General features: G+C 64.7%; 19 protein-coding genes. 11 read left to right on the forward strand and 8 right to left on the reverse strand.

Annotated elements, in window-relative coordinates:
• Positions 1-3: 3 nt before the first annotated feature.
• Entirely contained in the window at positions 4-684 is a 681-nt protein-coding gene (tlpA, locus tag QQK95_RS28215) for a thiol:disulfide interchange protein TlpA (RefSeq protein ID WP_284277710.1), read from the reverse strand.
• A gap of 37 nt (positions 685-721) precedes the next feature.
• On the opposite strand from tlpA, the gene argH reads away from it, so the two are divergent.
• The 3 genes from argH (at position 722) to lysA (ending at position 3,774) form a co-directional block, all read left to right on the forward strand.
• Positions 722-2,122, forward strand: coding sequence for an argininosuccinate lyase (argH, locus tag QQK95_RS28220; protein WP_284277712.1), 1,401 nt, complete (start codon positions 722-724; stop codon positions 2,120-2,122).
• A 117-nt stretch (positions 2,123-2,239) separates the two neighbouring features.
• Entirely contained in the window at positions 2,240-2,446 is a 207-nt protein-coding gene (locus tag QQK95_RS28225; RefSeq protein ID WP_019861402.1) for a hypothetical protein, read from the forward strand.
• A 59-nt stretch (positions 2,447-2,505) separates the two neighbouring features.
• The gene (lysA, locus tag QQK95_RS28230; protein ID WP_284277713.1) at positions 2,506-3,774 is read left to right on the forward strand and encodes a diaminopimelate decarboxylase; all 1,269 of its coding nucleotides are present in this window, start codon (positions 2,506-2,508) and stop codon (positions 3,772-3,774) included.
• A gap of 19 nt (positions 3,775-3,793) precedes the next feature.
• Here the strand turns inward: lysA and QQK95_RS28235 are convergent, their stop codons facing one another.
• Positions 3,794-4,096: an ArsR/SmtB family transcription factor gene (locus QQK95_RS28235; RefSeq protein ID WP_284277714.1), complete on the reverse strand. Its 303-nt coding sequence runs from the start codon at positions 4,094-4,096 to the stop codon at positions 3,794-3,796.
• 50 nt (positions 4,097-4,146) lie between these two features.
• Between QQK95_RS28235 and QQK95_RS28240 the strand changes: the two genes are divergently transcribed.
• From QQK95_RS28240 to QQK95_RS28250, 3 genes are all read left to right on the forward strand, one after another.
• Positions 4,147-5,088: a threonine/serine dehydratase gene (locus tag QQK95_RS28240; RefSeq protein ID WP_284277715.1), complete on the forward strand. Its 942-nt coding sequence runs from the start codon at positions 4,147-4,149 to the stop codon at positions 5,086-5,088.
• A 115-nt stretch (positions 5,089-5,203) separates the two neighbouring features.
• Entirely contained in the window at positions 5,204-7,807 is a 2,604-nt protein-coding gene (locus QQK95_RS28245; protein ID WP_284277716.1) for a TIGR02302 family protein, read from the forward strand.
• A 51-nt stretch (positions 7,808-7,858) separates the two neighbouring features.
• Positions 7,859-8,230 carry a glyoxalase superfamily protein gene (locus tag QQK95_RS28250; RefSeq protein ID WP_284277717.1) on the forward strand — a complete coding sequence of 124 codons (372 nt, stop codon included), beginning with the start codon at positions 7,859-7,861 and terminating at the stop codon, positions 8,228-8,230.
• Between the two features lie 2 nt (positions 8,231-8,232).
• On the opposite strand, the gene QQK95_RS28255 is transcribed toward QQK95_RS28250, so the two are convergent.
• Positions 8,233-9,090, reverse strand: coding sequence for a LysR family transcriptional regulator (locus tag QQK95_RS28255; protein WP_172223602.1), 858 nt, complete (start codon positions 9,088-9,090; stop codon positions 8,233-8,235).
• Positions 9,091-9,315: 225 nt separating this feature from the next.
• Between QQK95_RS28255 and QQK95_RS28260 the strand changes: the two genes are divergently transcribed.
• Positions 9,316-10,263 (forward strand): DMT family transporter, encoded by a 948-nt coding sequence (locus tag QQK95_RS28260; protein ID WP_284277719.1) that lies wholly within the window; start codon positions 9,316-9,318, stop codon positions 10,261-10,263.
• On the opposite strand, the gene QQK95_RS28265 is transcribed toward QQK95_RS28260, so the two are convergent.
• The 3 genes from QQK95_RS28265 to QQK95_RS28275 form a co-directional block, all read right to left on the reverse strand.
• Complete coding sequence (locus QQK95_RS28265; RefSeq protein WP_010911735.1) at positions 10,264-10,635, reverse strand: response regulator; 372 nt, start codon at positions 10,633-10,635, stop codon at positions 10,264-10,266.
• A gap of 118 nt (positions 10,636-10,753) precedes the next feature.
• Positions 10,754-11,296 carry a hypoxanthine phosphoribosyltransferase gene (hpt, locus tag QQK95_RS28270; protein WP_284277721.1) on the reverse strand — a complete coding sequence of 181 codons (543 nt, stop codon included), beginning with the start codon at positions 11,294-11,296 and terminating at the stop codon, positions 10,754-10,756.
• A gap of 183 nt (positions 11,297-11,479) precedes the next feature.
• Complete coding sequence (locus QQK95_RS28275) at positions 11,480-12,124, reverse strand: fimbrillin family protein (protein ID WP_284277722.1); 645 nt, start codon at positions 12,122-12,124, stop codon at positions 11,480-11,482.
• 189 nt (positions 12,125-12,313) lie between these two features.
• On the opposite strand from QQK95_RS28275, the gene ftsE reads away from it, so the two are divergent.
• The 3 genes from ftsE (at position 12,314) to QQK95_RS28290 (ending at position 14,794) form a co-directional block, all read left to right on the forward strand.
• Positions 12,314-12,973, forward strand: a complete 660-nt coding sequence (ftsE, locus tag QQK95_RS28280; protein WP_010911739.1) for a cell division ATP-binding protein FtsE — start codon at positions 12,314-12,316, stop codon at positions 12,971-12,973.
• The gene (locus QQK95_RS28285; protein WP_284277724.1) at positions 12,966-13,958 is read left to right on the forward strand and encodes a cell division protein FtsX; all 993 of its coding nucleotides are present in this window, start codon (positions 12,966-12,968) and stop codon (positions 13,956-13,958) included. Before ftsE ends, QQK95_RS28285 begins: the two co-directional genes overlap by 8 nt.
• 110 nt (positions 13,959-14,068) lie before the next feature.
• On the forward strand, positions 14,069-14,794 hold the full coding sequence (locus QQK95_RS28290) for a YdcF family protein (RefSeq protein WP_284277725.1): 726 nt from the start codon (positions 14,069-14,071) through the stop codon (positions 14,792-14,794).
• A gap of 18 nt (positions 14,795-14,812) precedes the next feature.
• Here QQK95_RS28290 and QQK95_RS28295 read toward each other — a convergent pair whose 3' ends face one another.
• The gene (locus QQK95_RS28295) at positions 14,813-15,445 is read right to left on the reverse strand and encodes a pyridoxamine 5'-phosphate oxidase family protein (RefSeq protein WP_284277727.1); all 633 of its coding nucleotides are present in this window, start codon (positions 15,443-15,445) and stop codon (positions 14,813-14,815) included.
• Positions 15,446-15,584: 139 nt separating this feature from the next.
• Positions 15,585-16,055 (reverse strand): nuclear transport factor 2 family protein, encoded by a 471-nt coding sequence (locus QQK95_RS28300; RefSeq protein ID WP_284277728.1) that lies wholly within the window; start codon positions 16,053-16,055, stop codon positions 15,585-15,587.
• A gap of 119 nt (positions 16,056-16,174) precedes the next feature.
• On the opposite strand from QQK95_RS28300, the gene QQK95_RS28305 reads away from it, so the two are divergent.
• On the forward strand, positions 16,175-17,077 hold the full coding sequence (locus QQK95_RS28305) for a LysR family transcriptional regulator (protein ID WP_284277729.1): 903 nt from the start codon (positions 16,175-16,177) through the stop codon (positions 17,075-17,077).
• Positions 17,078-17,089 lie beyond the last annotated feature (12 nt).

Genomic DNA, 17,089 nt, shown 5'->3' on the forward strand with positions numbered 1-17,089 from the left:
CGCTCACGATCCGAGCGCCGTGTCGACCAGCCGCCTGGCGTCGGGCCCCGACCATTCGGCCGGGCCGTTCATATGCGCGATCAGGCAGCCTTCGCCGTCGATCAGCATGGTGACGGGAAGGCCGAGCGCCAAGCCGCGCGTCTTGAGGTCGTTGAACAGCGCCACCGTCGAATCCCGGTAATAGCCGAGTGCTTCGACACCTGTTTCCTTGAGAAATTTCTTCGGCTTCACATCGTCGCCGGCATCGACATTGACGGCGACCACCTGAAAGCTGTCGCTGCCCTTCTCCTTCTGCAGCGCATCGAGCGCCGGCATTTCAGCGCGGCACGGCGCGCACCACGTTGCCCAGAGGTTGAGCAGCACCGTCTTGCCGGCATGGTCGGCGATGGTCATCGGCTTGCCGTCCGGACCGTTGAAGGCAAGGCTTTTCATCGATTGCGGCGGATCGGCGGGCAAAAGCGCCGCGACCTCGCCGGTGGCGGCGGCGGCGATCTTCTTGGCGCGGTCGCTCTTGGCGGCGCAGGCGACGTCGTCCTTGCTGCCGCCGACCGCCACCTGGGCCGGTGCATTGTTGCCAGACCGGCTCTCGCTGACATATACCGCGACCGCGCCGGCCAGCGCTCCCGCCACCAAAGCGGCGAGGATCAGGCGCGGGGCCGGGAAAAATCTGTTTCCGTCTGCCATTTTCTCAAAACTGCTCCGAAGCACGGGTTTTATAGCGATGAGCGACAAGAAGACCAGCAACCAGATGTGGGGCGGACGATTTGCCTCGGGTCCGGCCGCGATCATGGAAGCGATCAACGCGTCGATCTCGTTCGACCGCAAACTCTACGCGCAGGACATACGCGGCTCGATCGCCCATAGCGAGATGCTGGCGCAAACGGGCATTATTTCGGCGGCCGATCAAGAAAAAATCGCTCACGGGCTGAACACGATCCTGAAAGAGATCGAGGCCGGCAGCTTCGAGTTTTCGACCAAGCTCGAAGACATCCACATGAATGTCGAGGCCCGCCTCGCCGACCTGATCGGCCCGGCCGCCGGCCGCCTGCACACGGCGCGCTCGCGCAACGACCAGGTGGCGGTGGATCTGCGGCTCTGGGTCAAGGACGAATGCTTCCGCGTCGCCGAGGCGTTGAAGGGGCTGATCACGGCGCTGCTGGAGCGGGCCGAGGAGCACGCGGCGACCGTGATGCCGGGCTTCACCCACATGCAGGCGGCGCAACCGGTGACCTTCGGCCATCACTGCATGGCCTATGTCGAGATGTTTGCACGCGACCTGTCGCGCGTGCGCGATGCCATCGAGCGCATGGACGAGAGCCCGCTCGGTGCCGCCGCCCTTGCCGGCACCAGCTTCCCGATCGACCGCCACCAGACGGCAAAGGCGCTCGGCTTCCGCGAGCCGATGCGCAATTCGCTGGACAGCGTGTCGGATCGCGATTTCGCGTTGGACTTCCTCGCCATGGCTGCGATCTGCGCCACGCATCTGTCGCGGCTGGCCGAGGAGATCATCATCTGGTCGACGCCGCAATTCGGCTTCATCAGGCTGTCGGATAGTTTTTCCACCGGCTCCTCGATCATGCCGCAGAAGAAGAACCCCGACGCCGCCGAATTGGTGCGCGGCAAGACCGGCCGCGTCAACGGCCATCTGGTCGGCCTGCTGACGGTGATGAAGGGCATGCCTTTGACCTATGGCAAGGACATGCAGGAGGACAAGGAATCGGTGTTCGATGCCGCCGAGACGCTCGACCTGATGCTGGCGGCGATGACGGGCATGGTCTCGGACATGACGGTAAACGCGGCGGCGATGAAGAAGGCCGCAGGCTCCGGTCACGCGACAGCGACCGACCTCGCCGACTGGCTGGTGCGCACGCTCGGCCTGCCGTTCCGCGAGGCGCATCACGTCACCGGCCGCGCGGTGGCGCTGGCCGAGGAGAAGAAGGTGAGCCTTGAAAAGCTATCGCTGGAGGACCTGCGGTCGATCAACCCCGGCATCACATCGGATATCTTCTCGGTGCTGGCGGTGCAGAATTCGGTCAAGAGCCGCACCAGTTTCGGCGGCACCGCGCCGTCGGAAGTGAGGAAGCAGATCCGCTACTGGAAAAAGCGGCTGGCCAAAGCCTGATGCCCGATATTGCAACGGCAATATCCCGGATGTTGCAACCGGCAATATCCGGGGTGCAATGCGCCGAGAACTCGGCTAAAAGCGGCGGCTGACAAAACGTTTCGGACGGATGGATCGATGACCGGAAGCAGGATTTTGGTGACGCTGACGCTGCTGGCGGCGATGGCCGCCGTGACCGCCTGCGGCCGCAAGGCCGGTCTCGACACGCCCTATGAGGCGGCCGTGCAGGCGCGCAAGGATGCCGAGAAGGCCAAGCAGCCGCTGCCGCCGGAGCCGGAAAAACCGGTCAAGGACAAGAAGTTCATCCTCGACCCGCTGATCTAGAACCGATCAGACCGGGTTTGGCCCGATCTCATCGTGCTCCAACTTCCGGAATCACTCTCGTGAACCATTTCGACTACCGCGACGGCGTGCTGCATGCCGAGGACGTGGCAATCCCTGATATCGCCGCCCAGGTCGGCACGCCGTTCTACTGCTATTCGACGGCCACGCTCACCAGGCACTACCGCGTGTTTGCCCAGGCCTTCGCCGGCCTCGACGCGCTGGTCTGCTACGCCATGAAGGCCAACTCCAACCAGGCCGTGCTGCGGACCCTGGCCAGGCTCGGCGCCGGCGCCGACGTGGTCTCGGAAGGCGAGTTGCGCCGGGCGCTGGCAGCCGGCATCCCGGCCAGCAAGATCCTGTTTTCCGGCGTCGGCAAGACGGCGCGCGAAATGGACCTTGCGCTCGAAGCCGGCATCCTTTGCTTCAACGTCGAATCCGAGCCTGAACTCGAACTGTTGTCGGCGCGGGCCACGGCGCTCGGCAAGGTGGCGCCGATCTCGCTGCGCATCAATCCCGATGTCGACGCCAAGACCCACAAGAAGATCTCCACCGGCAAGGCCGAGAACAAGTTCGGCATTGCCTGGCAGCGCGCGCGGCAGGTCTATGCCCGCGCGGCAACGCTTCCGGGCATCAAGGTCACCGGTATCGACACCCATATCGGCAGCCAGATCACCGAGCTGCAGCCCTTCGACGACGCTTTCGCCCTGCTGGTCGACCTGGTCGGCGCGCTGCGCGCCGACGGCCATTCGATCGAGCATGTCGATCTCGGCGGTGGCCTCGGCATCCCCTACCGCGTCGACAACAACCCGCCGCCCTTGCCCGACGCCTATGCCCAGATCGTCCGGAAGCATGTCACCAAGCTCGGCCTGAAGGTGATGTTCGAGCCGGGCCGGCTGATCGTCGGCAATGCCGGCATCCTCGTCTCGGAAGTGATCTTCGTGAAGGAAGGCGACGCCAAGAATTTCCTGGTCGTCGACGCCGCCATGAACGATCTGATCCGGCCGACCCTCTACGATGCTTTTCATGATATCAGGCCGGTCGTGCAGCCGCCGGCCGACACGCCGCGCATGATGGTCGACGTGGTCGGCCAGGTCTGCGAAACCGGTGACTATCTCGGCCTCGACCGCGATCTGCCGAGGCTCAAGGCCGGCGATCTCGTTGCCGTTTCCACGGCCGGCGCCTATGGCGCCGTGCAGGCCGGCACCTACAACACCCGCCTGCTGGTGCCGGAGGTGCTGGTCGACGGCGACCGTTTCCACGTCGTGCGACCGCGCCTGACCTATGACGACCTCATCGGATTGGATTCGGTGCCAGACTGGCTGGCATAGAAGCCTCCCGCCGACACCGCTACAGCCGGTTCTGGAGGAGCGTCCTTGTCTTGGCGATCCTGTCTTCATCACGGCGGTAGAACGTCCATTGTTTGATGCGCTTGGGCCGGAGCAGGCCGGCCTGGGTGAGCACGCGCATATGCTCGGATAGCGTCGCCTGCGTGATGCCGAGCTTCTCGGCGATCAGCAGCGCGCAGACGCCATCCTCGACCAGATCGCCATCCGCCTGAGCCGGGAAATGCGCGCGCGGATCCTTCAGCCAGTCCAGGATCCGCAGCCTGCGTTCGTTGGCGATCGCCTTGAAGACATCAACCTCTTGCATTTAGCCATTTTGCCAAGTTACTAATTGCTGTCAATCCCGAGGAGCAAATCATGTCGCAGGGTAACACCGTCACACGCGAACGCATTGCCGCGATGGAGCCGCGCATCCGCCCCTATATCAGGCATACGCCGGTGCTGCGCGTCGACATGGTCGATTTCGACCGGCCGCCGCTGGCGGTAGACCTCAAGCTCGAATGCCTGCAGCATTCCGGCTCGTTCAAGGCGCGCGGCGCCTTCACCAATCTTCTGGAACGGCCGGTTCCCGCGGCCGGTGTCGTGGCCGCATCGGGTGGCAACCATGGCGCCGCTGTCGCCTATGCCGCCATGCGGCTCGGCCACAAGGCAACCATCTTCGTTCCCGAAGTGAGCCCACAGGCCAAGCTGGACCGCATTCGTTCGTATGGCGCCGACCTGGTCGTCGGCGGCGCCCGCTATGCCGAGGCGCTGGCCGCCAGCGAACGTTTCGCGCAGGAAACCGGCGCCTTGCAGATTCACGCCTTCAACCAGGAGGAAACGCTGGTCGGCCAGGGCACGCTCGGGCTCGAGATCGAGAACGATCTGCCGCAGATCGACACATTGCTGGTCGCCGTCGGCGGTGGCGGGCTGATCGGCGGCATCGCCGCCTGGTATGCCGGCCGCATCCGCATCATCGCCATCGAGCCCGAGGGCGCGCCGACGCTTCATCGCGCCTTCGAGGCCGGCCGTCCCGTCGACGCACCGGCGGAAGGCATCGCCGCCGATTCGCTGGCGCCGAAGCGCGTCGGCGAAATGATGTTCCCGATCGCCGAAGCCTTCGTCGAGCGCTCCATCCTGGTCAGTGACGACGACATCATCGCCGCGCAGAAGGCGCTGTGGAACCGGGTGCGCATCATCTCCGAACCGGGTGGGGCTGCCGCCTTCGCCGCGATCCTGTCCGGCCGCTACACGCCGGCCCCGGGCGAACGCGTCGCCGTGCTGGTCTGTGGCGCCAACGCAAACCCCGGCAATTTCTGATTGCAACTATTTCGGCGGTTTCACATTTTCTGAGAGCGCCTCGCCTTTGCCGTGTTTGCTGGTATTCTTCGAGTCGTGAGGATCGGGCTATCCCGCCTGATTCCAGGAAGGGCCGATGACGCAACGACCCATCTCTAGCGATCGCGGTCTCGCCGGGCGCCTTGCGCTCAGCCGGCTGGCGACGCGGGTCTCGATGATGGTCGAGCGCGGCTGGCCGCTGCTGCTGCCGCTGATCCTTATCGCCTGCCTGTTCCTGAGCATCTCCTGGTTCGGCGTTTTCTCCCGGCTGCCGGATGTCGCGCGCGTCGGCCTTGTCGCAGCATTCGGCCTGGCAGGGCTGGCGGCGCTCTATCCGCTGCGTTTCTTCCGCCTGCCTGGCGCCGCCGAGGTCGACCGCCGCATCGAGGCCGCCAACGAATTGCTGCACAGCCCCGTGCTGGTGCAGGCCGACCGGCCAAGCGGCCGCGAAAGCAGCTTTTCGCAGGCGCTGTGGCGCGAACACCAGAAGCGCATGGCTGCCAGGCTCGACACCCTTGGCGCCGACCTGCCGCGCACCCGGGTGCCGGAGCGCGACCCATGGGGGCTGCGCGCCGTGGCGGCGCTGCTGCTCGTCACGGCCTTTGCCTTCTCCTTCGGGCCGACAGGCGGTAGGATAGAAGACGGCTTCAGCGCCCACGGCGCGCACGACGCCGTGCCGCCACGCATCGATGCCTGGGTGACTCCGCCTGCCTACACCGGCAAGCCGCCAATCTTCCTGACTGCCGACGCTAATCAGGCGACACCTACGTTTCATGTGCCTGAGGGCAGCGATGTCTCCTTGCGCGTCACCGGAGGCTCGGGCGAGGAAACGCTCGCCTATGCCGACAAAGATGGCAATTCGCGCACCATCGACCCTGCCGGACCACAGGCCAGCGCCAAGCCAGCCGCAAGCCCGGCGGTGCCGGCCGTTACATCCCCCTCGAAGGTGCGCCAGTTCACCGGCAAGCTGACCGGCGACGGCACGCTGACGCTGAAATCGGGCGAGGATCAGCTCGGCCGCTGGGCCTTCGCCGTGATCGCGGACAAACCGCCGCAGATCCGCTTTGTCGGCGAGCCCAAGCGTGCCGCCAACGGCGCCTTCGAGCTCAACTACCAGATCGACGACGATTATGGCGCCGCCACCGCCAAGGCGGTCTTCGCGCCGGCCGACCCGCAGTCGCCGGGCGCGCATCCGCTCTACGGCGCGCCCGAAATGCCGTTGGCGCTGCCGCGCCGCGGCGGCAAGTCCAATGCCGCCAAGACCACCAAGGACCTGACTGAGCATGTCTGGGCCGGCAGCAGCATCAAGCTGACGCTGGTCGCCACCGACGATGCCGGTCACACCTCTTCGAGCGAAACCAAGACGCTAGTGATGCCGGAGCGGCCTTTCACCAACCCGCTGGCGCGGGCGGTGATCGAACAACGCCGCCTGCTGGCGCTCGACGCCAATGCCAAGCCGCATGTGCTCGACCTGATCGACGCCATCACGCTGCGGCCGGAAGACACGTTCGACAACATGTCCCATTACCTCGCCATCATGAGCGCGCGCAGCCGGCTGAAGCTGGCCGGCAACGACGACCAGCTGCGCGGCGTGGTCGCCTATCTCTGGGAAATCGCGCTCGGCATCGAAGAGGGCAACCTCTCGGCGGCGGAGAAGCGGCTGCGCCAGGCGCAGCAGGCGCTTCAGGAGGCCATCAAGAACGGCGCCAGCGATGCCGAAATCGAGAAGGCGATGAAGGAACTGCGCGAGGCGATGAACCAGTTCCTGCAGGAATTCGCCGAACGCGCCAAGCAGAACCCGAACGCGCCGCAAATGCAGCAGAACGGCCAGGAACTGCGCCAGAGCGACATCGACCGGATGATGGACCAGATCGAAAACCTGGCGAAGTCGGGCGACCGCGACAAGGCGCAGCAATTGCTGTCGCAGCTGCAGGACATGATGAACAATCTCCAGGCCGGCCGTCAGCAGCAAGGCGGCGAGCAGGACAGCCAGATGCGCCAGCAGATGGACAAGCTCGGCGAGATCCTGCGCCGCCAGCAGGAGATGATGAACGACACGTTCCGCATGGACCAGATGCAGCGCGGCGAGCGCCAGCGCGGACAGAACCGCGACGAGCAGCTTGGCCAAGGCGGTGGCGAGGACCAGGACAAGCCAGGCGTCGGCAAGGACCGCGATCCGCTGGCGAGGCAAAAGCCGATGACGCCGCAGGAATTCGCCGATGCGCTGAAGCAGCTGCAGGAAGGCCAAGGCCAGTTGAAGAGCGACCTCGAGCAGTTGAAGAAGAGCCTCGAAGGCATGGGCATGGAGCCCAATGAAGGATTTGGCGAGGCCGGCAAGTCGATGGGCAGCGCCGAGCAGGCGCTTGGCGAGGGCCAGGGCGACGAGGCCGTCGGCCACCAGGGCCGGGCACTCGAGGCGCTGCGCAAGGGCGCCAAGGACATGATGAAGCAGATGCAGGCCATGCAGGGCGACCAGGGCGGCAGCCAGGAAGGCGGGCGTCAGCAGAATGCCGACCGTGACCCGCTCGGCCGGCCGCGCGCCAGCCAGGGTCCCGATTTCGGCGATTCAGTGAAGGTCCCCGACGAGATCGACGTCCAGCGCGCCCGCCAGATCCTGGAAGCCATCCGCAAACGGCTCGGCAACGCGCTCAGCCCCGATATCGAGCGTAGCTATCTCGAACGGCTGCTCGAGCTGAAATAGGGTCCGCCGCCCCCACACTCCACCCAACCCCGCTCGAACGGTTGCAACACCATGCCGAAGCTCGGCACTGTCACGCCCATCCTGCGCATCTTCGATGTTGCCAAGGCGCATGAATTCTATGTCGGTTTTCTCGGTTTCGAAGTGCAGTTCGAACACCGTTTCGAAGACAACGCACCGCTTTACACAGGCGTTCATCGCGACGGCTGCGTCCTGCACCTGAGCGAACATCATGGCGATGGCGCGCCGGGCTCTCACATCCGGATCGAGACGACCGACATTGCGGGGCTGCATCACGAGTTGACCGAAAGAAAGTACCGCTTTGCCAGGCCGGGGTTGGAGGAGACGCCCTGGAAGACGAAGGAGGTCACGGTCGGCGATCCGTTCGGCAACCGCCTGACCTTCTATGAGGATGTCAAAGACTGAGCTTACCGGTTGACGAACGCTTCGCGGATCGCCTCCTGCATGCCGTCGATCGCCTCGCCTGACGCGTTCGGGTTGCGATGCATCACCACATTGGAGGAATCGATGTCGCCGAACCCGTCGGCGGACGTCAGTTCACGGCAGCCGTCCGGAATGTTGCTGCGCGAGATCGGCGCGATCGCCAGTCCCGAGGTAACGGCAAGCTTCAGGCCGCCGGTCGTATCGCTGGTATAGGCGACACGATAGGCAAGACCGCGCTGCTCCAGCGACTTGATGGCGAAGTCCTTGCACCAGCTGACCCGGTTGTAGAGCGCGATCGGCACCGGCCGTTCCTCGTGCATATGATGCAGGGTCGACGTCACCCAGACCGTCGGGTCGTGCATCAGCACTTCGCCGCCGGCCGGATCCTGCCATTCGAACACCACGCACAGATCAAGTTCGCCGGCGGCGAGCGCCGCCAGCTGCGCCTCTGAATGGGCGTAGCGCACGGTGACCTCTACCTTGGTGTGGCGTTTCGAAAACGCGCCGAGCGCGCGCGACAGGATGGCGTGGCCATATTCCTCCGGAATGCCGATGCGCACCGGTCCGCCGAGCGGCGGCGCCGCCATCGAGGCCGCCGTTTCGTCGAGCAGCGAGACGATGCGGCGGGCGTTGACGATGAGTTCGCCGCCGCGCCGCGTCAGCGCGACGCCGCGCGAGCCGCGCTCGAACAGGCTGTCGCCGACCAGCTCCTCAAGCTTCTTCATCTGCATCGACACGGCCGACTGGGTGCGCCCGGCCTGTTCGGCCGCCCGGGTGAAATTGCCGGCCTCGGCGATGGCGACGAAGGTGCGCAGGAGATCGCTGTCGAGGGTCGGACGCATGCTTTCCATCATAAGCAGATTTGATTGCAGGCATCATTCCAATTCGTTTGCAACATGTCAAACGCCGGATGATAGTCGTCTTACCCATTGGATATGCGGCTGCGAAATCGGCTGCGGACCAATTCAAAGAGTCCTCACTCGTGCCCGCTGCCCGAAACGGTGGCGGGTTCTTTTTGATCTGGAGGCGGGCTGCTTCGGATCGTACGCGCAGGAGCCGGAACGCAGATGCAGAATAGGATGGTGCGCGGCATCCTGAACCTGTGCCTGGGCGTGCTGGTGTTCTCGCTGCAGGACCCGCTCGTCAAGGCCGTGTCGAGCGGTTACCCGGTGACCGAGGTGATGGCGATCCGCTCGATCGTCGCCCTGCCGATCCTGATCATTCTTGTCAACGCCGATGTCGGGCTGCGGGCAATCCTGTCGAAGCGGTTCGGCCTGCTGACGATACGCGCCTTCATCCAGTTCACCTCCTACACGGTGTACTATCTGGCCATCGCCGCGCTGCCGCTGGCCGACGCCGTGGCGCTCTATTTCATGGCGCCGCTGTTCATCATGGCGCTGGCCGGCCCCTATCTCGGCGAACGCGTCTCGTGGCGGACGCTGGCGACCGTGCTGATCGGAATGCTTGGCGTCATCGTGATGGTGCGCCCTGGCGCCGGCCTGTTCGACTGGGCAGCGCTGCTGTCGCTCGGCTCGGCGGCGCTCTACGGATTCTCGCAGTTGATGGCGCGCAAGATCGGCGATACCGAATCGTCGACGGTCATGGCCTTCTACCAGAACGGCGCCTATCTCGTCGGCGCCGCCGTGGTTGCCGGCACATTCCACCTGGCCGGCATAACCCACGCCGTCCACCCCAGCGTCGAATTCCTGGTGCGGCCGTGGATATGGCCGACGCTGCCGGATTTCCTCAAGATGGCCGCCTGCGGCTTCGTCGCCTCCGCCGGCATGATCCTTCTGTCGCAGGGCTACAGGCTGGCGCCGGCCAATCGCGTCGCCACCTTCGAATACACCGGCATTCTGTGGTCGCCGCTCTGGGGTTTCCTGTTCTTCGCCGAGGTGCCGAGGTCGACGACCGTGATCGGCGCGGCGCTGATCATCGGCGCCGGCCTGCTCGCGCTCAACACCGAGCGGCGCAAGAGCGCGGCGCCAGTGCTGGCCGCGACCGATCCGGTCTGATCAGGCGAAGCAGATCAGCGCGCGTTCGACGCGCGAACGGATTTCGGCCAGTGTAAACGGCTTCTGCACGACATCGAGGATGATGCCGTTCAACTCCTCGGCGCGCTCGCGCTGATCGGCATAGCCGGTCATCAGCATGATCTTCATTGCCGGAAAAAGGGCCGCCGCAGCGATCGCCATCTCGATGCCGTCCATCTCGGGCATGCGGATGTCGGAGACGACGAGATCGTAACCGCCATGCGCGGCGCGGATCAGCGCCAGGCCCTGGGCGCCATCGGCGGCGATATCGATTGCGTGGCCTGCGCGTTCAAGCGCGCGGGCTGCAAGGGTGCGGACGGACTCATCGTCCTCGACGATCAAAAGCTTTGCCATGGCCGGCAATTTGGCCGCGAAAAGTTGACTTTTCCTGAAAGCGCCCAGCCCCTGGCCGGGCTATTTTTGCAGCGCCGTTAAGGCCTTTTTCAGGACTTGTCGGTCGGAGGCAGTGGCCTCACGCATCGCCCTTCACGACACCCACGAACGGCAATTCGCGGAAGGCGTGCGCGACGTCCATGCCGTAACCGACGACGAAATAGTCGGGGCAGTCGAAGCCGACATAGTCGGCGACGAGCGCGGTCTGGCGGCGCATGCGCTTGTCGAGCAGCACGGCGATGGAACAGCTTTTCGCACCGCGCGCCAGCATCAGGTCACGGGTGAAGGTCAGTGTCTTGCCCGATTCCAGGATGTCGTCGATCAGCAGCACGTCGCGGCCGGCGACCTCATTGTCGATGTCGCGCAGCACCCTCACCTCGCCGCTGGTGGTGCCGGCGCCATAGCTGGAAATGAAGATGAACTCGACTTCCGGCGACAGGCCGACATCGTGCATGGCACGGATCAGGTCGGCGGCGAAGATGAACGAGCCCTTCAGCACCGAAATCACCAGCAGATCGTGATAGTCGTGCCCGGCGATCTCCTTGGCGAGCTCGAGATTGCGCCGCGCGATCGCCGACGCCGAAAACAGGACTTCGATGTCCTTGCCGCGTACGATTGGCATTTTTCGCCCCCTCAAGTTTCTTACCCAAACGCCTTCGCATCGAGCGTGTGTTGAGATTCAGGTCAGGCCGAGCCGAAAACGGTGGTTTCCGAGAACCGGAGCGGAGCGTACTTAAGTACGTGAGCACCGGAAGCGCAGGGAACCGCCGTTTGCAGGCCGGCATCACCTGAATATCGACACACGCTATTCGGCGAAAGTAACCAAAACGGTCCTTACGCCGTTCTTAGGCACGTCGAGGCGGCTGGCAAAGCCGAATCTTTCGCCCGATGCCAGCGAATGGCCGGATGTCCCCAACGTATAGCGGGTTGTGCGCCCGTCATTGCCGGTCACGCGGATTTCGAGCGGCGGCATTGTCGCCGGCCCAGTCCCGTCATTGGCAGCCTCGCCATCGACGAACAGCACCGGATTGGCTCCCGAGGCGTCGACGCGCGAGGTGACGCCCGAGATGGTCAGCGCCGAGGCTTGTGCGCCGGACAGGAACGGCGCCTGGCGCACCAGCGCATGCCCGCCGGATACCCAGAAGGCGGCCAAGGCGGCACCGATGCCGGCGATCCAGAAGATCGGCCCGCCGCGCGCGGCCGGCGGCCGTTCCGCCGGCGCTTCCGGCTTGCGCAGCATGTCCATACCCTCGATGGACGGCGTGACAATCGGGCGCGGCGGCGGTGACGCGCTTTCCACGGCAGGGATAGGGCGCGGCATCACTTCATAGTCGGCATCGACGATATCAGCCGCCGGGCCGCGCACGATCCGCTCCGCCGCGACAATTGCCGGGGGATCGGTCATGATTTCGCCGGAAACCGGGCGCGCGGTTCGTTCGTCAGCCATCATGGCCCCGTTATTGCGCGTGTTCGCTTTTCGTTTCTTTTGCGTAAACAAAAATGGTTAACGCTTCCCCACCGGAGCCCTCGTGACGCGTCGAAACAAGCCAGGAATTAACCGCCGGTTAACCATGCCGGCCGATGGTCTTTTCGCAGAACAGGCAGGTTTGGCACTGCCAGGAATTTCAGGTCGTCGAAATTGATTCGCTTCGAAAATGTCGGCCTCCGCTATGGCATGGGTCCGGAAATCCTCCGCGACATCTCCCTGCACATCCCGGAGCGCTCCTTCCAGTTCCTGAGCGGACCTTCGGGCGCCGGCAAGACGACCTTGCTGCGCCTTCTGTTCATGTCGCTGAAGCCGACGCGCGGACTGATCACCATTTTCGGCAAGGACCGTTCGCGCATCTCGCGCACCGAACTGCCGCATCTCAGGCGCCGCATCGGCGTGGTGTTCCAGGATTTTCGCCTGCTCGACCACATGACCACCTATGAGAATGTCGCGCTGCCACTGCGCGTGCGCGGGCGCGAGGAAGCGAGCTACCGCACCGATGTCACCGAGCTGCTGAAATGGGTGGGGCTGGGCGAGCGCATGCATGTGCTGCCGCCGGTCCTGTCGGGCGGCGAGAAGCAGCGCGCCGCGATCGCGCGCGCCCTGATCGAGCAGCCCGAGATCCTGCTCGCCGACGAGCCGACCGGCAATGTCGATCCGCCGCTGGCGCGACGGCTGCTCAGGCTTTTCATCGAGCTCAATCGACTCGGCACCGCCGTGGTGATCGCCACCCACGACCTCGGCCTGATGGAGCAGGTCGACGCGCGCCGCATGATCCTGGCCGGCGGAAGGCTGGACATCTATGACTGATCTGTCCGCCGAACATCTCCAAGAGCATGAGCAGGAAGCCGAGGCGGCCGAAGCAAGGCCGCGCGCCCAGCGCCGGATGGCGCCGATCGTGCCGGCGCAGAACATCGCCGGCCGGGCGCTCGTCCTGGTCATCGCCATCATGACCTTCCTGTCCTGCCTGACCTTCGGCGCGGTGACGCTGGTGCGCGACACCGCTTCGGTCTGGGAGAACCAGATCTCGCGCGAGGCGACGATCCAGATCAAGCCGGCCGACGGCCTCGATATGGAGGCCGCGCTTGCCCAGGCCTCGCAGATCGCCGGCGAATTCCCCGGTGTGAAGTCGACAAAGATCATCGACCGCGATGCGACCGCGAGGCTGCTGGAGCCATGGCTTGGTTCGGGCCTCAACATCGACGAGCTGCCGGTGCCGCGCCTGATCATCGTCACCATCGACGAGAACAGCCCGCCCGACTTCGCCGCCATGCGCGCCGCCATCACACCGAAACTGCCGAGTGCGTCGCTCGACGATCACCGCACCTGGGTCGACCGGCTGGTGGCCATGGCCCGCACCACGGTGACCATCGGCATTGCCGTGCTGGCGCTGATGCTGTCGGCGACAGTGCTGACAGTGGTGTTCGCGACCCGCGGCGCCATGGCGGGTAATGGCCACATCATCGAGGTGCTGCATTTCGTCGGCGCCGAGGCGGCCTTCATCGCGCGCGAATTCCGCCGGCATTTCCTGGTCACCGGCATGAAGGGCGCGGCCGCCGGCGGTGCGGCGGCGGTGCTGGTCTTCATCGTCTTTTCCTGGTGGTCGTCGCGGAACATGGCGACGCCGCAGGCCGACCAGGCAACCGCTTTGTTCGGCAATTTCGCCATCGGCTCGGCAGGCTATCTCGGCGTTGTGCTCATGGTGCTGGTGATCGGCGCGCTGACGGCGGCAACCTCGCATGCCACCGTCGTCGCCTATCTCAGCGACATCGATGTTCGCCAACCCGACGCGTGAAAGGGAACTTGCTCTGGCGGAGATCGAAGCAGGGCGATCACGGATGGAGAAACGACGTAACGCAAAGTGCGTCTTTTACCTACCAAAGGTCGCATTTCAGGATTAACCATATGGTTATGGACGTGCGGGATTCGACCGGGACGGCTGGACAGATGCCAGTGGTGGTTGCTCGTTTGCGCGACCACGGCGGGTTTAGCCGTTTAAGAACCGCACTGCGCATATCCGCACTCTCCCTCCTCGTTCTCGCAACACTGTTTGCCGGCGGCTTCGGCTGGTTCGCCAACAAGGTCGCGCATCTCACCACGCCCGCTAATCCGGCCAAGGCTGATGCCATCATCGTGCTGACCGGCGGCCAGTCGCGCCTTGATGCCGCGATGGATCTGCTGGCCTCCGGCAAGGGCGAGCGGCTGTTGATCAGCGGCGTGCATCCTTCGGCCAGCCGGCGCCAGCTCCAGGCAGCCACCGGCGGTGACAAGAACCTGTTTTCCTGCTGCGTCGACATCGACCGCGCCGCGCTCGACACGATCGGCAATGCCGAGGAAAGCGCCAAATGGGTTGAAAGCCATGCCTATGGCACGGTGATCCTGGTCACCAACAATTACCACATGCCGCGCAGCCTGCTGGAAATGGGCCGCCTGCTGCATGGCGCCAAGCTGGAACCCTATCCGGTGGTCAATTCCAATCTCGACAATGGCGGCTGGCTGACCAAGCCGCGGGCGTTGCGCGTGCTGTTCACCGAATACACCAAATACCTGCTGGCGCTGGCGCGCGGCATCGTGCCGGTGAAACCGACTCCGGATGGCATTGCGCTGGCAGAGACAGCCGCCGGCGGCTGAGCCCCCGGCGCTCGATCATCATTCCTTGTCGGGCCCCGTCGACGCGGCTTTCAGCTTCATGATCTCCTGCTCGAGCTGTTGAATGCGCCTGTCCCGCTCGCCGAGCGCTGCCGCCACGTCAGCCGCCTCGAAGCGCTGCGGGATGTGCTGCGGGCAATTCGCATCCCAGGCCGAGACGGTGAACAGGATGACCTGTTCGGGCCGCGCCTTGTAATCCTGCGGCATCAGCCTCGCCATCAGCTCGGCATCGTTCTCGACGACGCGCGCCGTGCCCCAGATCTTGATGCGCTGGCGCAGCATGTAATCGATCAGGAAAAGGAAGGCGCGTGGATTGTCCGCCAGATTGCCCTGCGTGATAAACTGCCTGTTGCCGGAAAAATCCGCGAAGCCGATCGTCTTTTCATCCAGCACCCTGAGAAAGCCGGCCGGGCCGCCGCGATGCTGGATGTAGGGCTGGCCATCGCCATTGGCCGTCGACAGGAAAACGCTGGTCTGCATCTCGATGAAGGCGGCAAGATCCGGTGTGATGACAGCCTGCCAGCCGCCACGCTCCTCGACGCGGGCGTAGGACTGGCGCGATCCCTTGCGCGCCTGGATCGCCTTGACGGTCGGCGTGAAGGCGACGTCGCTGGTGAAAGCATGCGCGTTCATCGAAACCTCCTTGGCCGGACCAGCTTGCAGCTGACGCAATTCTGGACCGAAAACCGCTTCACACTTTTCCTGGAATTGCTCTCTCGCAGCTGACGCAATTCCGGACGGAAAACCGCTCCACACTTTTCCTGGAATTGCTCTACAGCCCGAGCGCCGACAATGTTGGATGGTCATCCGGGCGGCGCCCCAGCGGCCAATGGTACTTGCGGTCAGCCTGGCTGATCGGCAGGTCGTTGATGCTGGCGATGCGCAGGCGCATCAGCCCGTGCTCGTCGAACTCCCAGTTCTCGTTGCCGTAGCTGCGGAACCATGAGCCGCTGTCGTCGTGCCATTCATAGGCGAAGCGCACGGCGATGCGGTTGCCGTGGAAGGCCCAGACCTCCTTGATCAGCCGGTAGTCGAGCTCACGGCTCCATTTGCGCGTCAGGAAAGCCTGGATGGCATCGCGGCCCTGCAGGAATTCGGCGCGGTTGCGCCAGCGGCTGTCGGTCGTATAGGCGAGCGCGACCCGCGCCGGATCGCGCGAATTCCACGCATCCTCGGCCATGCGGGCCTTTTGCGCCGCGGTCTCGGCGGTGAAGGGCGGAAGGGGTGGGCGACTTTCAGACATAACAACTCCATTGCGTGGCTAATGCTGCGGGCAAAGCCATGTCCGAAATATAACCCCTTCCATTCCTGAAATGCAGATGGCATATCTGCAATCATTCCTTCCATTTTCTGGAAGAAGTTATGGATCGTCTCGAGGCGATGTCGCTCTTTGTCGCGGCGGTGGAGGCCGGCAGCCTTTCCGCCGCGGCCCGCCGTTTCGGCATTCCGCTGGCGACCGTCAGCCGCAAGGTTTCCGATCTCGAACGCCATCTCAACACCCGGCTCCTGAACCGTTCGACGCGACGGCTGACGCCGACCGATGCCGGCGAGGCCTACCTCGCGGCCTGCCGCCGTATCCTCGATGACGTTGGCGAGGCCGAACGCGCCGCGGCCGGCGAATACAGCGCCCCGACCGGTGAACTGGCCATCACCGCGCCGGTCGTTTTCGGCCGTCTCCATGTGTTGCCGGTGGTCACCGGCTTTCTCTCGGCCTATCCCGACGTGGATATCCGCCTGACCCTGGCGGACCGCATAACCCAACTGGTCGAGGACCATTTCGACCTCGCGCTGCGCATCGGCCAGTTGCCGGATTCGAGCCTGGTCGCCATTGGCGTCGGCGCGATCCGCCGCGTCGTCTGCGCCAGCCCGGCCTATCTGGCCGAACACGGCACGCCCACGATCCCGGAAGATCTGGGCGCCCACAATTGCATTACCTTCGAGGGACTTTCCTCCGCCGCCCCGTGGAGCTTCGCCAGAGGCAAGATGGATGTCACTGTCCAGGTCCGCTCGCGCCTTCAGGTCAACACCGCCGAGGCGGCGATCGATGCCGCGATTGCCGGCGTCGGGCTGACGAAAGTGCTTTCCTATCAGGTCGATGCCGCCGTGCGGTCCGGCATGCTGCGCATCGTGCTGCAGGAGTTCGAGCCGGAACCGTGGCCGGTGAGCCTGGTGCATGCGGGCCACGGCCTGCTCCCGGTCAAACTGCGCGCCTTCCTCGACTTTGCCGCACCGCGTCTGAAGGAGCGGCTGGCGCGATTGGGGTAGCGTGCCTGCACT

Source organism: Mesorhizobium huakuii (assembly GCF_030160235.1).
GTDB lineage: Bacteria > Pseudomonadota > Alphaproteobacteria > Rhizobiales > Rhizobiaceae > Mesorhizobium > Mesorhizobium huakuii.